Source organism: Pseudomonas sp. 05N431, from assembly GCF_056397005.1.
This window is the reverse complement of record NZ_JBFTMN010000034.1, coordinates 1-18,581: the sequence shown is the minus strand read 5'-3', so window position 1 is coordinate 18,581 and position 18,581 is coordinate 1. Positions and strand designations below refer to the sequence as shown.

The window sequence follows — 18,581 nt, the reverse complement described above, 5'->3', positions numbered from 1 at the left end:
CCACCGCCACCGGCGGCAACTTCGAGAACCTGGTCACCAGCAATACACCAGCGGTCACCAACGTCACCGACACCATCGACACCTCGACGGTGAAACTGACCGCCACCGATTCGGCAGCAGAAGGCGGCACCGTCACCTACACCGCCACCGTCAGCGCGCCAGTCACCGGCTCGGCAGTGATCGTGACGTTGGCCAACGGCCAGACCATCACCATCCCGGTCGGCCAATCCAGCGGCACTGCGACCACCACCGCGCCGAACGACGCCCTGGTCGGCCACACTCCGCTGACCAACGCGATTACCAACGTCAGCGGCGGCAACTACGAAAACCTGGTCGCCGACAAGACCCCGGTCAGCACCACCGTGACCGACACCGTCGACACCACAAACCTGACACTGAGCGCGACCGGTTCCGTGGCCGAAGGTGGTCACATCACCTACACCGCCACCCTGACCAACGCCGCTGGCACACCGGTGACCGTGACCCTGAGCAACGGCGCCGTAATCAACATCGACGCCGGTAAAACCACCGGCACCGTAGTGGTCGATGCACCAAAAGACGACGTCTACCTCGACGCCGGTAAGGTCCAGGCAACGATCGCCACCGCCACCGGCGGCAACTTCGAAAACCTGGTCACCGATAAAACCGCTGCCGTGACGAATGTCACCGACACCATCGATAAAACCGAAGTCAGCATCAGCGGCAGCAGTCAGGTCACTGAAGGCCAGACCGCCAGCTACACCGTGACCCTGACGCACCCGGCGCAAACCGACGTGACGCTGAAGATCGTCTACAGCGGCACCGCCACCGACGGCTCGGACTTTACCGGTGTGTACACGGTGAAAATCCCGGCGGGCTCCAGCAGCGCCAGCTTCAATATCGCGACCATCGACGACAAGATCACCGAAAGCACCGAAAACTTCGTGGTCAAGATCGACTCGGCCACCGGCGGCAACTTCGAAAACCTGGTGGTCAGCGGCACCAATGGCAGTGTCAGCACGACCATCATCGACAACGACGCTCCGCCCGTCATCGACCTGGACGCCAACAACTCCAGCGGCGCGACCGGTGCCAATTACAACGTCACCTTCACCGAAGGCACCACCGGTCCAGGCGTATCGATCGGCGACACGGACCTTACGATCACTGACCCGGACAGCACGATGCTGACCGGCGCCACCATCGTGCTGACCAACCGTCAGCCGGGCGACTCGCTGAACCTGGGCAACAGCGTCAACGGCATCAGCATCAACGCCAACAGCAAGGATGGTTCGATCACCCTGACGCTGTCCGGCAACGCGACGCTGGCCGACTACATGCAGCAGATCAAGAACATCACCTTCACCAACAACAGTGAAGACCCGAGCACCACACCGCGGACCATCACCGTGACGGTGACCGATGGCAGCAACTACTCCAACGTCGCTACCACCACCGTCAACGTGGTCGCGGTCAACGATGCTCCAGTCGCCGCTGGCGGTGCGGTCACCGGCACTGAAGACACCCCACTGATCCTCGGCTGGTCGAACTTCGGTGTGAGCGATGTCGACAGCCCTGCCGCTAGCTTGGGCGTGAAAATCACCCAGCTACCGGGCGACGGCAAGTTGCAGTACCTGGACGGTTCGACCTGGAAAGACGTAGCCAACAACCAGACCTTCAGCAAGGCCGACATTGATGCAGGCAAGTTGCGCTTCACGCCTGATGCCAACGAATCCGGCACCAATGGTTACGGCGGCACCGGCGTGGGCAACCAACAGGCGGATTACGCACAGATCCAGTTCAAGCCAACCGACGGCCAGTTGTTGGGCAACACCGGCACGCTGAAAGTCGACATCACGCCAGTCGCCGATGCGCCAACACTCAGCGTCGCCGACAACAACGTGAATTCGACAGGCCTGATCAAGGAGGTCTGGACTGGTCTGGCCGGTCTCGGCACTAGCGGTAGTGGCGCGCCAGCTGAAACCCTGAAATCAGTGATCGATGCCGCCGGTACTCCGAACAGCAGCGGTACCGTGAGCAACGTGCAGTCCGACAGCAACGTTGCAGCCGGCACAGCATCTAAAACATCCGGGCTGATCTACCTCGAAGCCGGCAAGACCTACAGCTTCAGCGGTACCGCTGACGACAGTTTGCTGGTGACCATCGGCGGTAAAAACGTGGCCGGCGCCACGTGGGGCGCGGGTGGCCAAATCTCGGGATCGTTCACGCCGACCACCAGCGGCTACTACACCCTGGACATCTACCACCACAACCAAAGTGGCCCGGGCAGCTACGACGTCAACCTGTCGGTCAACGGCGCCCCGGCCATCGACCTGAGCAGCGCTGGCGTACCGATCTACACGGGTGTCACCGACCTGATCAATGCCGGTGTGACGGTTTCCGACCTGCACGGCAGCAACGGTGACGGCTACTACGACGGCTACAAGCTCAACACCGGCGCCGAGGGTGGCAGTGTTCACCTGTCGAAAATCACCACCGCGCTGACCGACATCGACGGCTCCGAAAGCCTGAGCGTGAAAATCGGCGGTATGCCGGCCGGTTCCGTACTCAGCGATGGCGCAGGTCATACCTTCACCGTGGCGACCACCGGCGAAGCGAACGTCACTGGCTGGAACCTCGGCACCCTGACGCTCACTCCGCCGCCGTATTTCAACGGCTCGATCACTCTGACAGTCACGTCGACTTCCACCGAGTCCCTCGGCGGTTCGGCACCAAGCATTGCGCAGATCCCGGTCACGGTTTATCCGGCGGTGTATAACGCGTCGGTCGCCACTTCAGGGGATGACAATTTTGTCGGCACCAGCGGCAACGACATCATGGTCGCCGACATCGGCGGGCTGACCGTAGTGCCCGGCACCAACTACAACATCGCGTTCATGGTCGACAGCTCGGGCAGCATGAGCGCCTCCTCGATCAGTGCGGCCAAAGACTCGCTGACATCGGTGTTCAACACCCTCAAGAACAGCCTGGGCGCCAGCACTTCGGGCACGGTGAATATCTTCCTCGCGGACTTCGACACCCAGGTCAACAAGCAGGTTGCGGTCAACCTGAACGATCCGAATGCGCTGACCCTGCTCAAGTCGGTGCTGGACTCGATGGCTTCCGGCGGCGGCACCAACTACGAAGACGTGTTCAAGACCACGGCCAACTTCTTCCAGAGCAGCATGGCCACCGGTAACAGCAGCGCGACCAACCTGACGTTTTTCATTACCGACGGACAGCCAACGTTCTACCAGTCCGGCGAACAGACCAACCCGTCGCTGTACAACGGTGGCGCGAAGCTCGATGACGTCGTCACGACCAGCAACTACACGTTGGGGAACACGTTCGCCAAGTATCTGGACAACACCCATTACCTCTCCATCAACACCGATGGTTCGACGACGCTGCAGACCTATAACGGCAATCGCTGGGTCAGCAAAGACCTGGGGATGCTCCACGCTCAAGGCGATGGCACCTATGAGTTGTCGAAACTGGACGGCACCGGCTACAACACAGACAGCAGCACTTCCAGTAACTCCAACGACAGCTTCGCGTTGCTCGGAAAGTTGTCGCACGTCGAGGCCATCGGCCTGAACAGCGATGTCAGCCTCAGCGACCTGAAACCGTTCGACACCGACGGCAAACCGCAAACCAACATCGATCCAGCCAACCTGGCCAACTCGATCATCGGTCACACCGAAGCGACGATGCCGGGCGCCGATACGGTCAGTGGCGGCGACGGCAACGACATCCTGTTCGGCGACCTGGTGAGCTTCAACGGCATTGCCGGTGAGGGTTACCAGGCCATGCAGGCCTTTGTGGCCCAGCAGACCGGCGTGGATGCCAGCAAAGTCACCACCAGCAACGTGCACCAGTACATCACCGAGCACTACACCGCGTTCGATGTGTCCGGCTCTCATGACGGTAATGACACGCTGCTGGGCGGTGCCGGTAATGACATCCTCTTCGGTCAGGGCGGCAACGACATCCTCGACGGCGGCAAGGGCAATGACATCCTGCTCGGCGGTACGGGTAACGACACGCTGATCGGTGGTCAGGGCAACGACATCCTGATTGGCGGATCGGGTGCCGATTCCTTCGTCTGGAAGGCCGGCGACACCGGTAACGATGTGATCAAGGACTTCAAGGCCAGCGAAGGCGACCGGATCGACCTGCGGGATCTGTTGCAGGGCGAAAGCGGCAGCACCATCGACAACTTCCTGAAAATCACCACGGTTGAAGGTGTGTCGACGTTGCAGGTCAGCTCCGAAGGCAAGCTCAACGCAGCCGGCGGCGTGGCCAATGCTGACGTGACGATCAAACTGGAAGGCAACAACTGGTCCGGTCAGAGCATCAACTCGCTGATCGCCGGTAGCGACCCGACCATCAAGATCGACCACAACAACACCTGATCAAGCCCCTGACGGCCGCTCGTAACGAACGGTCGTCACGTTGCTGTCAACCTGCCAGCGGGTGACGATTTCGTTGTTGCACCGCATACTCGCAGGCGTTGGCCTATGCTGCTGACAGCACGACGCGGGTTCATTCATGAGGGATTTTCGATGTTCTACGTGCAACGCGATGCGCAAGGCCAGTTGGTGCGCGTGGAAGCGGCGGCTTACGCGGAGGCTACGGAAACGCTGCCCTCCGATCACCATGAAATCCAGGCCTGGTACGCCAACGAAGTGATGGAGACCAGCCTCAAGCAGCTCAAGCAAAGCGACCTGGAGATGATCCGGGTACTCGACGACCTGATTCAGGTGCTGGCCAGCAAAGGGGTGATTCGCATCACCGACCTGCCAGCGGCCGCGCAAGCCAAACTGATGGACCGGACCCAGGCCCGTGAAGCGCTGGGTGGTTTGAGTCATCTGATTGATGATGACGAGACCGGGTTGATCTGAGTTTCTGAACGTTTGTGTTTCAGGCGTCGCCATCGCGTTGAACACACCGACGCCATCGCGAGCAAGCTCGCTCCCACATTAGATTTTCATCGTTTGCGCAGATGTTTGTACTAACGAAATTCCCTGTGGGAGCGAGCTTGCTCGCGATGACTGACTCATTGGCAACTCATCCCTAAAGCCCTACTGCCAAGGCTTCGGCTCACCAAACAACTGCCCTTGCACGCCGTACACACCCATCTCGCGAATCACCCGTAACTCCCCCTCAGTCTCCACTCGCTCGGCAATCAGCGGCAAATCGATGCTGTGGGCGGCGCGCTGGATGGCTTCGATGAACAGACGCTTATCGCTTTCCTGATCAATGGCACGGATGTAACTGCCATCGATTTTCAGATAGGCCAGCCCCAGCCGCGCCAGGTTGCCGATCATGCTGAAGCGACCGCCAAAGCGCTGCAGGCTCAGGGAGAAGCCCAGCTCACGCAGACGACGGGTCAGCTGTTCGAGCACGGCCTGATCAGGTAATTGCTCTTCGCCGATCTCCAGGGTCAAACGTGGTCCCAGACTGGAATGCTCGCGCAGGATTTCGAAGACTTTGTTCAGGGCTTGCGGATCCGCCAGGGTGGCGGCGGACAGGTTCAGCGCCAGCGAGTCTTCATGGCCTGCCATCTGCACCAACACCCGCTCCAGCATCAGACGGTCCAGCCGCGCGGTCCAGCCAAAACGCTCCAGCCACGGCAGGAAACGCCCGGCAGGGATGGTCTGGCCCTGCTCATCGAGCAAGCGAGAGAGCACTTTGTAATGCAGCACCAACTGCGTGTCCTGACTGGCCACAACCGGTTGGAAGTACAACTCGAATCGCTGCTGATCCAGTGCCTGATCGAGCAAGGTATGCCAAGCATGGTGATCGTCGCCGACAATGGCCGCTGCGCTGTGATCCAGGCACGCCCAGTTCGACTCACCCTCGGCTTCCGCCTGTGACAGCGCCTGATCCGCCAGGCTCAACACCGCCTGCGGTGTGTCGCCATGGGCAAACGGCGCCAAACCGATCGACGCCACCGACGCCACGTCGGTCGCCCCGGTTGCGTGCAAACTGGCCAGTGCGCTGTCCAGGCTCTGCGCCAGTTGCAGCGCCTCTTCGCGCACCAGACCGGGCGCCAGCACGGCAAATTCACCGCCGCGAATGCGCGTCACCAGGTTCTGGGTTTCCGGGAACTTGGCGCACTCACGCGATAATTGCTCACCGACCGCCCGCAGCAACTGGTCGGTGCGTTGACCGCCCAGACGCTGGTTCAAACCGGCCAGGTCCCTGACCCGCAACAGCAACAGATAACCCGAACTGGCCTGCTCCGGGTTGCTCACCCGGGCGTTCAGCTGCATCTCGAAATAACGCCGGTTAGCCAATCCCGTCAGGTTGTCCTGATAGGACTCGACCCGCAGTTTTTCACTGCGCTCAGCCTGCTCGTGAAACAACGCCTTGAGTTTCTCGACCATCTGGTTCATCGCCTGCACCACGCGCCGCAGTTCCGGAGTACGCGGCAACTCGGGCAGGCTGAGAAATTCGCGGCGGGCGATGGCGTGGGATTGCTTGACCATGTAATCCAGCGGTTTCAATTGTCGACGCAGCAACAGTGCGCCGAGTAGCGCGCTTAATGCGCCGCAGATCAGCAACCAGCCCAGACTGCCCAGAGCGCTCTGCCAGAGCTTGGCCACGGCGAACATCGGGTGGCTGATCACCTCGACCCTGGCTGCCTGCTCCCAGCCACGGTTGACCAGCGCATCACCGCCAGCAGGCTCCAGAGCGATCAATTTGACGAACCAGCCAGGCACGCTGCTGATTTCCGGAATTCCACTGCGCTCGACGATGGCCTTGTCGGTTTTGAGGTCGACCACGCGAATACTCGCGTAATAACCGCTGTCGAAGATCGAGCTGACCATCAACTCGACCATCGCCGGGTCGTCGATGTTCGGCGTCAGCGACAGTGCCAGCGCGGTCGCAGCGTCCTGCGCGTGGGAGCGCAACTGATTGACGTACTGGGTCCGCGAACTCTCCAGGCCGACCATGAAGCTGCCACTGAAGGCGACGACCAGGAACAGGCAGATAGCGATCAACAGTTGTTTGAACAAAGACATCTAAGCGCGTGCTCCTAGTGAGTCGTCTCGACCGGAAATCCTTCGGCCTGCATTTTCTTCAACACATCCTGCCAGCGGGACAGACGCTTGGTGTCACCGACTTTCTTGCTGCCCTTGGCGCCCGGCAACCAAAGCCCTTCGGCATTGAAGGAGTAGACCGGCAACAAATCGGTGCGCTGGCTGGCCGGCTGGATCGCATCCATCAGGCTGTCGAGGACCAGTGGCATGGCGTCCGGGCTTGAATAGTAGGTCAAGACCATGTGCGCGCGATTCTGGCGCAGGGCCTTGACGTAGGTGATGCGCAATTTGTCACTGGAAACCCCAAGATGGCGCAGGCTGAAATACTTGGCGATCGCGTAGTCCTCACAATCGCCAGCACCTTTCCACAAGGCTTCGATCGGTGTCGCCCAGTAGTCCTCGACGTGCCACAGGTCGATGTCTTCCACATAGCGCATCTGCTTGTTGAAGAACAGGTTGACCACGTTGAGCTGTTCCAGCTCAGGGGTTTGCTTCTGTGTCGCCAGCAGATGCTGCCAGGCGTCGATTCGTTGCTTGCCTTCACCCAACGGCCCGTACAATGTTTCGGCCCGGCGGCTGATCAGCGAAAAGTCCCAATCGGCATGCAGACCGCCCAGCAAGACGCCGGCAATCAGCAGTGCTGAACACAACCAGCGCAGGGGCCGAGGGAGAGCGAAACGTGCCTGCAATGCAGTGAGTCCAAAGGGCGGTTGGAAATCGATGGATGGTGAAGCCTTGATGGATAAAAGACAATGGCACGGTGCAATCACCGCGAGCACGCTAAACTTGGGGGAAAGCGGACGCAGTTGAAAAAATCGTAGCCTGTGATGCTGTGTTCAGTAGCAAGCCCGTGACATAAAACTGACGGAAACGGATTTGTTTTGCCGGTTTGACAACCTGCCAGGCAGTCACTAGTGTGCATTGGATCCAATATTCTTCATATTAATCAGGGTGCGTTGTCGTGACACAGAAGCCCAACCCTTTAAGCACTATCCCGGTCAGCGGCCCAATCCCCGCTCACCTTGCGCGATCGGTGATCGAAGAAACCCTGCGCTCGGCGATTCTCGACGGCCGTTTGCCTTGCGGCACTGCGCTGCGCCAGCAAGACCTGGCCGACCTGTTCGGCGTCAGCCGCATGCCCGTGCGCGAAGCCTTGCGCCAGCTCGAGGCGCAATCGCTGCTGCATGTTGTCGCACACAAAGGTGCGGTTGTCGCGCCATTGGTCGAAGGTGACGCCGCCGAAACCTATGCCCTGCGTATCCTGCTGGAGTCCGAGGCCCTGCGCCTGTCGATTCCGCTGCTTGACGACGAAGATTTTGCCGAGGCGGCGCGCTATATCGACGACCTCGAAACACAAACCGATTACGCCGAGATTGGCAGACTCAACCGATTGTTCCACATGACGCTGTACCGCAAGGCGCCCAACCGCAGGCTCCTCAAGCTGGTGGAAGACGGCCTGTGGGAAGAGGAGCGTTTTCTGCGCTTCAACCTTGAAGCCATGGGGCTCGGCAAACTGTCCCAGGAAGATCACCGTGACCTGCTGCGCGCAGCGCAAGCCCGAGACATCGCGCTAACCGTGACAAAGCTTGAGAACCACCTCAACCGGGGTGTCGAGGTCATCACGCGTTACCTGAACAGCCTTGAACCTCAGGGCAAGAAATCGTCGACGTGAATCGCACAAGGAAAGCCGTGCACACCCGAAACACTCCATGGCTCACCGTGATCAGCGCCAGTCAGACGACGGACGTCAGGCTGATCTGCTTCGGCGAGGCCGGTGCCGACCCCGAGCAGTTCCGCAGCTGGACGCAAGCACTGAGCGAGCACATTGAACTGCTCGCGTTCAAGCTTCCCGGCCATGACAATCCGCAGAACCGGACACGCTACGAACAATGGCCACCGCTGCTGGTCGACGCCTTTGCGGCGCTACAACCTTACTTGTCCGAACCCCATGCACTGTTTGGCCATGGCCTGGGCGCAATTCTGGCCTACGAGCTGGCCAAATTGAGCGAACTCCACTGCCCGGGGCAAACCCGTCACCTGTTCATTTCCGGCTGCCGCAGCCCGGACACCCGACCTGCCTCTGCGCCACTGCACAGCCTGCCGAACATCCAGCACAGTTACGCCCCCTCCAGCCCGGGTGCGGTTCTCGATGCAACAGCCAGCGATCAACTCGCCGCCTTCGAAGCACTGATCCACAGTGATTTGAAACTGCTCGAATCCTGGGCCGACCCTTCCAGTCGCAGCCTGCACATCCCGATGACTGCTTTCTACGGCAGCGACGATCCGCTGGCCCCTCTTGAAAGCATGGTCAATTGGCGCGAGTTCACCCGCCGTGAATTCGAACTCATCGAAATGACCGGTAATCATTTTTTCACCACCACTCAGCGTCATCGACTGCTGCAGATCATCAACACCCATCTGGGCCTGCTCAGCGAGTAAGCGCCTGACGCCTGTGCCATGAGGCACAGGCTCTCGAGAAGCGCTGGCGACACCAATCCCTTCTTCCCTCCCTGAAACCCCCTGCCCCTCCCTGCGCCAGTGATAGCAGTACTGGCTTTTTGGGCTCACTCTTGGTTTGCCGACTAAAAAAGGACGAGCGGCGTGTAAATCTGCCTGCACAGCCCTCGCGTGATGGACGAACAAAAGGAGGCTTACCAAAGGACGGGAAGAGATGGGGCCGTGCCCGCCTCCTGCCCACCACATCAAAAAAAACATCAACTCCCCAGATACAAAGTTGCTCCGAGTGAGGCATTCACTCATTTAAATTCTGACTTATATAAGCCGGAAGGAACAACTTCACCTCAATAAAACTTAACCCAAAAGTTTTATCGGAACTTGTCACGCCCGAAAAAAATACACTTGACAAATAATATAAAAAACACTTGCTCGTTACTTGTTTCATGTATTAATTTTTCTCCGCCGACAACTTCAAGCTCCCGCGTACTTGTCGACACGGTCAATGCCCAGGGTCCGTAAGACTCTCCCCGGCATCTGGCCACCAAGCACCATCGACGCAGGCAATGCCTTGCCTGGCAAGGTCCGCCAACGCAATAAACTGCATCAGCGTTTGTTTGAGGTACTTGTTCGCCTATTAAAAAGATCAGGCAGCACCGTGTTTGAACTTGCCTAACAAACTTCTGCCAACCGAACAACTTAACTCACAACTTAAAGGTCTCTCATGAAACCCAATAAAGCACTTCTCGATCAAAAAAAAGCAGCGCTGAGCGCCCACCCTATCTTTGCCGAGATTCATTCACTGTCGATACTTCAACGCTTTATGGAAACCCATGTATTTGCTGTATGGGATTTCATGTCACTGACCAAACGCCTGCAACAGGAACTCACGTGCGTGCAGCTGCCCTGGCTGCCACCCCAAGACCCTCAGGCCGCGCGCCTGATCAACGAAATCGTCCTTGGCGAAGAGTCCGATGACCGGCTCGATCACGGTCACTACAGCCACTTCGAGTTGTACCTGGACGCGATGCGCGAAGTTGGTGCCAGCACGGCGGCTGTGGAGCGCTTCGTCGCCCTGCAAAAGGAGGGCGTGAGCTACGACGTCGCCCTGCAAAGCGTGGACGTCGACCCAGCCGCATCGAACTTCGTCCGGCACACCTTGCACACCGCCCTGTATGCGCCGGGACACAGCGTTGCCGCAGCGTTTTTGCATGGCCGTGAAAGCGTCATCCCACAGATGTTCCAGCGCATTCTCGATGATTGGGGAATAGGCATCGAACAGGCGCCGACCTTTCGGTACTACCTGCAGCGGCATATCGAAGTCGACTCCGAAGACCACGGCCCCGCCGCCGAAACACTCCTGGCACGCTTGGTCGATGGCGATCCGCAACGGCAGGAAGACGTCTACGCCGCGGCCATCGCCGCCGTGGAAAGCCGTATCGCGCTGTGGGACGGCTTGCGTCTGAGCATGCGTGAATCAGTCGCCGAGGTGAGTGCATGAACGCCGCCGACTACCAATCCTTCGCCGACGCCTGGGAAAACCGCGCGACCATCCGTACACGTCCGCGGCGCATGGTCGAAAACGACGACAAACTGATCTATCCCCTGAGCCGCCAACCGCTGGTACTGAGCGAAACCTTTGTCCGCGAATGCCCGGAGCAACGCGACTTTGCACTGGTGCAGACGCTCTACAAGTTCATCAACGACGTAGTGATTTTCGAAACCGAGATCGTCGACAAGACTGCCCGCAGCATCGCCAAGAATCGCTTCGCCGTGCCCTTCCCGTTCGCCTGTCGCTATGACGCCATGACCGTGGTGGTGGATGAGGATTACCACGCGCTGGTGGCGATGGACTTCATGCAGCAGACCGTGGCCATGACCGGCATCACGCCGATCGAACTGCCGCGTGAAATCGAGCTGAGCCGGGCAATTCCTGCAGCGTTGGCACTGGCGCCGGAACATCTGCGCAGCGCCGTGGAACTGATCTGCGTGGCCATCGCGGAAAGTACCGTGACCAACGACGTCGCGGCATTCGCCAAGGACGACACGGTCAAGCAATCGATCAAGGGCCTGATGGCTGACCACTTGCTCGACGAGGGCCGCCACTCTGGGTTCTGGTCACGGCTGGTACGGATCTACTGGCACTCGGCTAACGAAGACGACCGCCAACTGATCGCGAAGATTCTGCCGGTATTCATCGCTCATTACCTGACTAACGACATTCAGAAATCGTTCGATTTCCGGTTGATCGAGCACCTGCACATCAGCGATGCCGCCAAGGTCGCACTCAAGAGCGAAGTGGCAGGCCTGGCCTTCCCGATCAATCGCCACCACCCGCTGGTCGCCAACATCGTGCGGTTTTTCCGCAGCAGTTCGCTGCTCGATTCACCGTGCGTGCAAGACGCACTGAGCGATTACCTGATCTAGCCGAGGAGAACATCATGAGACGTCTCGACATTCTGCTCATCGGTCAAAGCCAAGCGCTGGATGAGCTGGCGCTGGAGCTGGAACAACACGGCCATACGCTGACGCGATTGAGCGACAGCCATACCCTGAACGAACAATCTGTCGATAGCGCCGAGCTGCTGATCGACGACGGCAGCCTGGTCATCCCGGCGCAACGCCTGCGCGACCTGGATGAGTGTGCACAATTGAGCGTGCGCCTGGGCCTGGGACCAAAAGACGCCAGCGGCCTGCCACCCATCGATGTGCTGTGCAGTTACACATCGAGTGGCGACCAACGACTGATCGCTCGCGTCCCCGTCGCCGACGAACCCTCGGGCAATGGCCAGGCGTTACGCCTGAAAGTCATCGCCGAACTGGTCGATCGTGTCGCGCTTGAGGTCAGTCGTTTTTCCCGCGATGCCGAGTACTTCATACACGCTGCAGCGGCCACGCCCGGTCGTCATGAACATGAAGATAGTTTGCTCGTACTGGAAAGTCTGGCCTACGCCCATCGACTTAATCTCACCGAACAAGCAGCGCTGCTGCAACTCGGGCAAATCCCGATGATCGAGCGGCTCGAACAGAGCTTCAAAACCTTCCGTGAACGCCCGGCGCTGCACATTGCCGGTGAGGTGCTGAGCTATGGCGACTTGCACGCCCAGAGCCTGGCCATTCAACAACGGCTGCTGCCACTGATCGAGCAATACCGAGCAGTTGATGGACCGGTGGTGGTGGGCATTTGCCTGCCGAAATCCAGTGCATTGTTCGCCGGCATTCTAGCGATTCTCGGCAGTGGCGCAGTGTACCTGCCACTCGAACCCAGCCATCCGCTGCAACGTCAGCAGTACATTCTGGAGAACGCTGGCGCCGTGCTGTTGTTGCACGATGGCCAGCACCCATTAAGCAACGAGATGCCCGGGCTCGACATCACTGGCATCGACGCCCGCGAGGCAAATCCCGGCTTGCCGCTGATGCGCCAGCGCCCCGGCTGCCAGGCGCCGTGCATGGCGCTCTACACGTCGGGCACCACCGGTCATCCCAAAGGCGTGTTGCTCAGCCAGAACAACCTGGGGCACTTCACCGCGTGGTACGCCGATTACGTCGGGCTGACGGAACAGAGTCGGGTACTGCAGTTTTCATCGCTGAGTTTCGACTCCTCGTTGATCGATATTTTCCCGGCGTTGATCCAGGGCGCCCAGCTGATCGTACCCAACGACGACCAGCGTCGTGACCCGCTGCAACTGGTCGAGTTGATCCGTCATCATCAGCTCAGCCACGCGTTTCTGCCGCCAGCTCTGCTGAGCATTCTGCCGCTGGATCAGTTGCGCGACCTTGCGCATGTGATGACCGGTGGCGACGTCTGCGAACCCCATGTGATCAAGCAACTGACCCAGCAAGGCAAGCTCTACAACCTGTATGGCCCGACCGAAGCGACGGTGCTGATCACCGCCCGACAACTGCAAGTTGGTGACAGCAATCGCAGCCTCGGGGCACCGATTGCCAACAGCCAGGTGCTGATCCTCGACGAGAACTTTCAGCCCGTGGCCGAGCAGACCGTCGGAGAGCTGTACATCGTCGGTCCAGGGGTGTGCCTGGGCTATTTGAACAACCCGCAGCAGACCGCCGAGCGCTACCTGCAATTGCCCTTGCCGGGCGGCCAAAGTTTGCGTGCCTATCGCACCGGCGATATGGCGAAGTGGACCGTCGACGGCATCGAGCTCTGTGGGCGACGAGACAATCAGGTGAAGATCCGCGGCTACCGGGTCGAACCGGAAGAGATCGAGCGCTGCCTGCGCGACAGCCAGTTGTTCCGCCAGGTGGCCGTAGTGATCGACAGTCATCGACGGATTCTGGCGTTCCTCGCACAACCCCAGGAAGACCAGCCAGGCGCAGCGCGCGAAGCGCTGAAAACTCACGCCCAGCAGTTCTTGCCGGACTACATGCAGCCCATTGCCTGGACTGAATTGGCGAGCATGCCGTTCGCCAGCAACGGTAAAGTCGATCGCCGGGCGCTGCTGGCGATGCCGGTCAGTGTCCTCGAAAACCTTCAGCGTCGGTTACCGGAATCCGCCGACGAGGCGCAACTGCTGGAGCTCTGGGCCGATCTGCTGGAGTTGCCGGCAAGCGATATTTCCACCGACGAGAATTTCTTCAATCTGGGTGGCCACTCGATCCTGTTGTCGCGCATGTTGCTGCAAATACGCGAGCAGTTCGGACGCAGTATCTCGATCAACCGCTTCATCGAAGTCCCGACCATCGCCAGGCTGGCCACGCTGGTCAGAGGTTCTGCCGGCGAAGAAGTACTCAGCGAAAAAGCCCTGGCTGATGCCTTCCGCGAGCTCGATGTACAGCCCTTGCCGGTCAGCCGGATGGGCGATGTGCACAAGGTCATCGTTACCGGTGCCAATAGCTTCGTCGGCGTGCATATCGTCGAGGCGCTGCTGGCCTGGGGTGCCAGCGAAGTCGCGTGCCTGGTGCGTGACAGTGCCGGGCAAAGCGCTGCGCAGCGCTTTGCCGAGTCCCTGCGTGAAAACCGCCTGGAACATCTGGACCTGACTCGGGTGCAGGTCTACGCGGCGGACATCACGCAACCGGCACTGGGCCTGGCGCCAGAGGTGTATGAGCGACTGGATCGGGAGTTTGGCGCGTTGGTACACAACGCCGCCAACGTCAACCACGTGCTCGATTACGAGTCGTTGGCCCGGGATAACGTCGAGCCGATTTTCGAGTGCTTGCGACTCTGCGAAGGGCGCAGCAAGAAGATCTTCAATTTCGTCTCCACGCTGTCGGCCTCCAGCACCATCGACTCCGAGGGTCGAGTGCTCGAACAACCCGCCGCGCAGACCCCGCCGATCTACATCAAGAACGGCTACAACCTGTCCAAATGGGTCGGCGAACGGATCCTTGAGCGCGCTCGCGAGCGTGGTGTACGGGTCAACCTCTACCGGCCGGGCAACATCAGCTTCAACAGCCTCACCGGCGTCTGCCAGCCGCACAAGAACCGTCTGATGCTGATGCTCAAAGGCTCGATCCAGCTCGGCCAGGTGCCGGAGTTCGCGCTGAACTTCGATTTGATGCCGGTGGACTTCCTCGCTCGCTTCATCGCCTTTCACGCCAGCCGTTACCAGCCCGAACAGGCGGTGTTCAACCTGCACAACCCTGAACCGCTGAGCTGGGACGCCTATGTCGCTTCGTTCCGCGAGGCCGGCCGCGAGTTTCAAATGGTCAGCGTCGCCGACTGGCAACAGCAACTGGGCCGGGTCGACAGCGATAACGCGTTGTTTGGCGTGCTGGGTTTCTACCTCAACGGCTTCGAGGAGGACATCGGCGACATCTCGATGATCGGCCACGCCAATGCCCAGGCCGGTGTGCAGCAAATGGGCACGCACTACCCGCAAAAATCTCCGGCGCTGCTGCGTCGCGGCTGCGACTACCTGAAAGAAATCAACTTCATCTGATCCATCACCCGTAAAAATGGAGCAAGACCATGAGCACTCTGCAACCCGATACCCTGATCAAAAACCCGCACGGCTGCCACGTTGTGTCGTCGGTGGAAATACCCGCCGAGGCGTCGCGGGTCTGGGAAGTGGTCGGCAACTTCGCCGGCTTTGACAAGTTTATCCCGGCGCTATCGCACATCGAGATGACCGGTGAAGGCGTGTCGTCACTGCGCAAGAAGTTCTTCAAGGACGGCAACCTGGTCGTCGAGCAACTCAACTCCCACGACGATCAGGCGCTGAGCATGACCTGGACTACCGTCTACAACACCTTGGGCGTTGGTCAGTTGTGGGCCGCCATGAGCGTCGAGCCCCTGAGCGCTGGCAAGTCGCGCGCGACCTGGACCATCATCGCCGAACCCGCCCAGGGCGGCGCAGAAGCAATGCCGGGGTTCAAGGAGTTCGTGCAGGGGTTTGCCGATGACTCGATGAGTAATGCGCTGAAGTTGTTTGCGTAGAGCTTTGGTTCAGCGGTGACTGGTGCACCGCTATCGCGAGCAAGCTCGCTCCCACAGAGATTTCAGTCGTTTACAAATGTTGTGTTCGCTGAAGATCCACAGTGGGAGCGAGCTTGCTCGCGATTGAACGATAACGCGGTCAGATCTTGAAGCTATCCACCAGTTGCTTCAGGCGATTGGCTTGCAACGACAAGGCATCGCAATCCTTCAACGTTTCGTTGAGGTTGGCTACGCCCTGCTGGTTCAGCAGGTTGATCTGATTGATGTCACCGTTCAAGGTTTCCACCACCGCCGTCTGCTCTTCCGTTGCGGCCGCTACCGACTGGTTCATGCCATCGATTTCGGTGATCCGCTGGGTCACGCTGATCAACCGTGCACCGGCCTGATTCGCTACTTCGACGCTTTCCTCACTGGATACCTGGCTGGCATTCATGGTCGATACCGCTTCACGCGAGCCGACCTGCAACGAGGTAATCATCTTGTGAATCTCTTCCGCCGACTCCTGAGTGCGGTGAGCCAGGTTGCGCACTTCGTCCGCCACCACCGCGAAACCGCGCCCGGCTTCACCCGCTCGCGCCGCTTCGATGGCCGCGTTGAGGGCCAGCAAGTTGGTCTGCTGCGAAATGCCTTTAATCACGTCGAGGATGTGCCCGATGTTGTCGGTGCTGGCATTCAGGGTTTCGATCTGGGTGCACGACAGGCTGATCTTTTGCGACAACTCGGTCATTGCCTGAATGGTTTGCTCCACCACCTGACGACCGTCGTCAGCCTGCTCACTGGCACCGCTGGCGTGTTGCGAAGCGTCCGCTGCGTTACGGGCGATCTCCTGGGTAGCGGCACCCAGCTGGTTGATCGCGGCCGCCACGCTATTGGTCCGTGCGCTTTGCTCATCGGAGCCGATGATCGATGCATTCGACGATGCCATGACACGTTGCGACAGGTCATGTACCTGGCGCGTGGCCGACGACACTTCGGAAATCGACGCGTGAATCCGCTCTACGAACTGGTTGAAGGCACCGCCCAACTCACCGAACTCGTCTTTGCTTTCCACCGCCAGACGGCGAGTCAGATCGCCTTCACCTTGAGCGATGTCCTGCATTGCACGACCCATGGTGGTCAGTGGACGCATCAACACTTGAATCAACAGACTCAGCAGCACAGCGATCGCGGTCACCGCGATGAACATTGCAATCAGTGCCGAGGTGCGGAATTTGCCCAGTGGTGCGTACGCCTTATCCCTATCGATCGTCAGGCCGATGTACCACTCAGCATTCGGCAAGCCAGTAACCGGGGTAAAGGACAGAATGCGCGCCTGCTTGTTCAGGAGCACTTCCTGATTGCCCTTCTCGATACGTACGTTCGAACCTGGGTAGATGTCCTTGAGGTTCTTCATCACCTGGTCTTTGTCCGGGCTGACGATTACCTGGCCGTCAGCGCTGACCAGGAACGCATGACCGATACCGCCGAAGTCCACCGAGTTGATGATCTTCACCAGGGTTTCCAGACTCAGATCACCGCCAACGACGCCGAGCAGTTCACCGTTCTTCTTCACCGGCATGGCGATCGTCACCACCAGCCCACCAACGGCGGCCATGTAGGGCGGAGTGAGCATGGTTTTGTCGGCCGCTACAGCCTGCTTGTACCAAGGGCGCTGACGTGGATCGTAGCCATCCGGCATTTTGGCGTCAGGACGTTGGGTAAACACGCCATTGGACTGGCCGACGTAGGTGAACTGGAAGTTCGAGGTGAAGGCCGGCTGGTCGACCAACCCGGCAAAGTCTGCGTTGGCACCTTGGTGCGCGACGTTCTGGGACAGGCTTTCCAGTACCAGAATTCGCCCGCTCAGCCAGTTCTGTACACTGCTGGCGGTCAAATCGCCGGCTTGCTGGACGGAGGAGTCGAGGTTTTGCTGGATGGTATTCCGCTGCAGGTAGTCGTTGTACAAAGTGAACAACGCAAACGCCAGAACCACTACGCCTGAAGCGGCCAACAGGATTTTATGGCTGAACTTGAGATTCATTTCATGGGACTTCTTATGAGGAGTGGGGATGCGTTCCGGGTGCAACATTCCATGTGACGCCATAGGCCGTTCTAAGGCGGCTCTACTTTGGTGCACGCATGTCTCACCAGTCTTTCGGCACAGATCCGAGAAAACTTAGGCTTTTATGCAAAACCCACAGTTTTCCCTGCACAAACCCGTCAAACGGCGTGCTAGAGCACTCAACCTACGTTTCTTTTGATGACGCTTGAGCAAGCGGAGCAGGCGCTCTGCACCAATCACCGCGCAGGAGGGCGAGGCGCGCAGGCAAGGTTTAGCGGCCTCTGAAATGACAAAACCCCTGTCTGCATAAGCAGACAGGGGTTTCGGAATTCAATCTTGACGATGACCTACTCTCACATGGGGAAACCCCACACTACCATCGGCGATGCATCGTTTCACTGCTGAGTTCGGGATGGGATCAGGTGGTTCCAATGCTCTATGGTCGTCAAGAAATTCTGTGACCGGCCCGTATGAAGTATACGTGCCAGCAAAATTGGTGACTTCTACTTAAAACAAAACCCCAACTGCTTTCGCAATTGGGGTTTCGGAATTTAATCTTGACGATGACCTACTCTCACATGGGGAAACCCCACACTACCATCGGCGATGCATCGTTTCACTGCTGAGTTCGGGATGGGATCAGGTGGTTCCAATGCTC

At 59.2% G+C, this 18,581-nt stretch carries 10 protein-coding genes, 2 rRNA genes and 2 pseudogenes; 8 read left to right on the top strand and 6 right to left on the bottom strand.

What is annotated here, in order from left to right; translation table 11 throughout:
• Positions 1 to 4,394 (top strand): annotated as a pseudogene (locus AC1DIG_RS28870) (LapA family giant adhesin); the annotation flags it as partial.
• A gap of 150 nt (positions 4,395 to 4,544) precedes the next feature.
• Entirely contained in the window at positions 4,545 to 4,883 is a 339-nt protein-coding gene (locus AC1DIG_RS28865; RefSeq protein ID WP_477770055.1) for a tryptophan synthase subunit beta, read from the top strand.
• 180 nt (positions 4,884 to 5,063) lie between these two features.
• Here the strand turns inward: AC1DIG_RS28865 and lapD are convergent, their stop codons facing one another.
• Positions 5,064 to 7,010, bottom strand: a complete 1,947-nt coding sequence (lapD, locus tag AC1DIG_RS28860; RefSeq protein WP_477770053.1) for a cyclic di-GMP receptor LapD — start codon at positions 7,008 to 7,010, stop codon at positions 5,064 to 5,066.
• A 14-nt stretch (positions 7,011 to 7,024) separates the two neighbouring features.
• Entirely contained in the window at positions 7,025 to 7,717 is a 693-nt protein-coding gene (gene lapG / locus AC1DIG_RS28855) for a cysteine protease LapG (RefSeq protein ID WP_477770052.1), read from the bottom strand.
• A gap of 272 nt (positions 7,718 to 7,989) precedes the next feature.
• Here lapG and AC1DIG_RS28850 point away from each other — a divergent pair, with 272 nt between their 5' ends.
• The 6 genes from AC1DIG_RS28850 to AC1DIG_RS28825 all read left to right on the top strand — a co-directional run bounded on the left by AC1DIG_RS28850 (position 7,990) and on the right by AC1DIG_RS28825 (position 15,882).
• Positions 7,990 to 8,700, top strand: coding sequence for a GntR family transcriptional regulator (locus AC1DIG_RS28850; RefSeq protein WP_477770051.1), 711 nt, complete (start codon positions 7,990 to 7,992; stop codon positions 8,698 to 8,700).
• Between the two features lie 17 nt (positions 8,701 to 8,717).
• Positions 8,718 to 9,467, top strand: coding sequence for a thioesterase II family protein (locus AC1DIG_RS28845; RefSeq protein WP_477770050.1), 750 nt, complete (start codon positions 8,718 to 8,720; stop codon positions 9,465 to 9,467).
• A gap of 739 nt (positions 9,468 to 10,206) precedes the next feature.
• Positions 10,207 to 10,983 carry a DUF3050 domain-containing protein gene (locus AC1DIG_RS28840; RefSeq protein ID WP_477770049.1) on the top strand — a complete coding sequence of 259 codons (777 nt, stop codon included), beginning with the start codon at positions 10,207 to 10,209 and terminating at the stop codon, positions 10,981 to 10,983.
• Positions 10,980 to 11,909, top strand: a complete 930-nt coding sequence (locus tag AC1DIG_RS28835) for a diiron oxygenase (RefSeq protein ID WP_477770048.1) — start codon at positions 10,980 to 10,982, stop codon at positions 11,907 to 11,909. The genes AC1DIG_RS28840 and AC1DIG_RS28835 overlap by 4 nt, the downstream gene beginning before the upstream one ends.
• 14 nt (positions 11,910 to 11,923) lie before the next feature.
• Positions 11,924 to 15,385 (top strand): non-ribosomal peptide synthetase, encoded by a 3,462-nt coding sequence (locus AC1DIG_RS28830; RefSeq protein WP_477770047.1) that lies wholly within the window; start codon positions 11,924 to 11,926, stop codon positions 15,383 to 15,385.
• 29 nt (positions 15,386 to 15,414) lie between these two features.
• Positions 15,415 to 15,882, top strand: a complete 468-nt coding sequence (locus AC1DIG_RS28825; protein ID WP_477770046.1) for an SRPBCC family protein — start codon at positions 15,415 to 15,417, stop codon at positions 15,880 to 15,882.
• A 139-nt stretch (positions 15,883 to 16,021) separates the two neighbouring features.
• On the opposite strand, the gene AC1DIG_RS28820 is transcribed toward AC1DIG_RS28825, so the two are convergent.
• From AC1DIG_RS28820 to rrf (AC1DIG_RS28805), 4 genes and pseudogenes are all read right to left on the bottom strand, one after another.
• On the bottom strand, positions 16,022 to 16,807 hold the full coding sequence (locus AC1DIG_RS28820; RefSeq protein WP_477770054.1) for a methyl-accepting chemotaxis protein: 786 nt from the start codon (positions 16,805 to 16,807) through the stop codon (positions 16,022 to 16,024).
• A gap of 69 nt (positions 16,808 to 16,876) precedes the next feature.
• Positions 16,877 to 17,902 (bottom strand): annotated as a pseudogene (locus tag AC1DIG_RS28815) (HAMP domain-containing protein); the annotation flags it as partial.
• 355 nt (positions 17,903 to 18,257) lie between these two features.
• A 5S ribosomal RNA gene (gene rrf, locus AC1DIG_RS28810) occupies positions 18,258 to 18,373 on the bottom strand.
• 105 nt (positions 18,374 to 18,478) lie between these two features.
• Positions 18,479 to 18,581: ribosomal RNA gene (rrf, locus tag AC1DIG_RS28805) — 5S ribosomal RNA — on the bottom strand; the annotation flags it as partial.

Bases quoted from the DNA above. Each gene is read 5' to 3' on its own strand.
- AC1DIG_RS28865 (WP_477770055.1), top strand. From the start codon at position 4,545: ATGTTCTACGTGCAACGCGATGCGCAAGGCCAGTTGGTGCGCGTGGAA.
- lapD (WP_477770053.1), bottom strand. From the start codon at position 7,010: ATGTCTTTGTTCAAACAACTGTTGATCGCTATCTGCCTGTTCCTGGTC.
- AC1DIG_RS28840 (WP_477770049.1), top strand. From the start codon at position 10,207: ATGAAACCCAATAAAGCACTTCTCGATCAAAAAAAAGCAGCGCTGAGC.
- AC1DIG_RS28835 (WP_477770048.1), top strand. From the start codon at position 10,980: ATGAACGCCGCCGACTACCAATCCTTCGCCGACGCCTGGGAAAACCGC.
- AC1DIG_RS28830 (WP_477770047.1), top strand. From the start codon at position 11,924: ATGAGACGTCTCGACATTCTGCTCATCGGTCAAAGCCAAGCGCTGGAT.
- AC1DIG_RS28825 (WP_477770046.1), top strand. From the start codon at position 15,415: ATGAGCACTCTGCAACCCGATACCCTGATCAAAAACCCGCACGGCTGC.
- AC1DIG_RS28820 (WP_477770054.1), bottom strand. From the start codon at position 16,807: ATGGCATCGTCGAATGCATCGATCATCGGCTCCGATGAGCAAAGCGCA.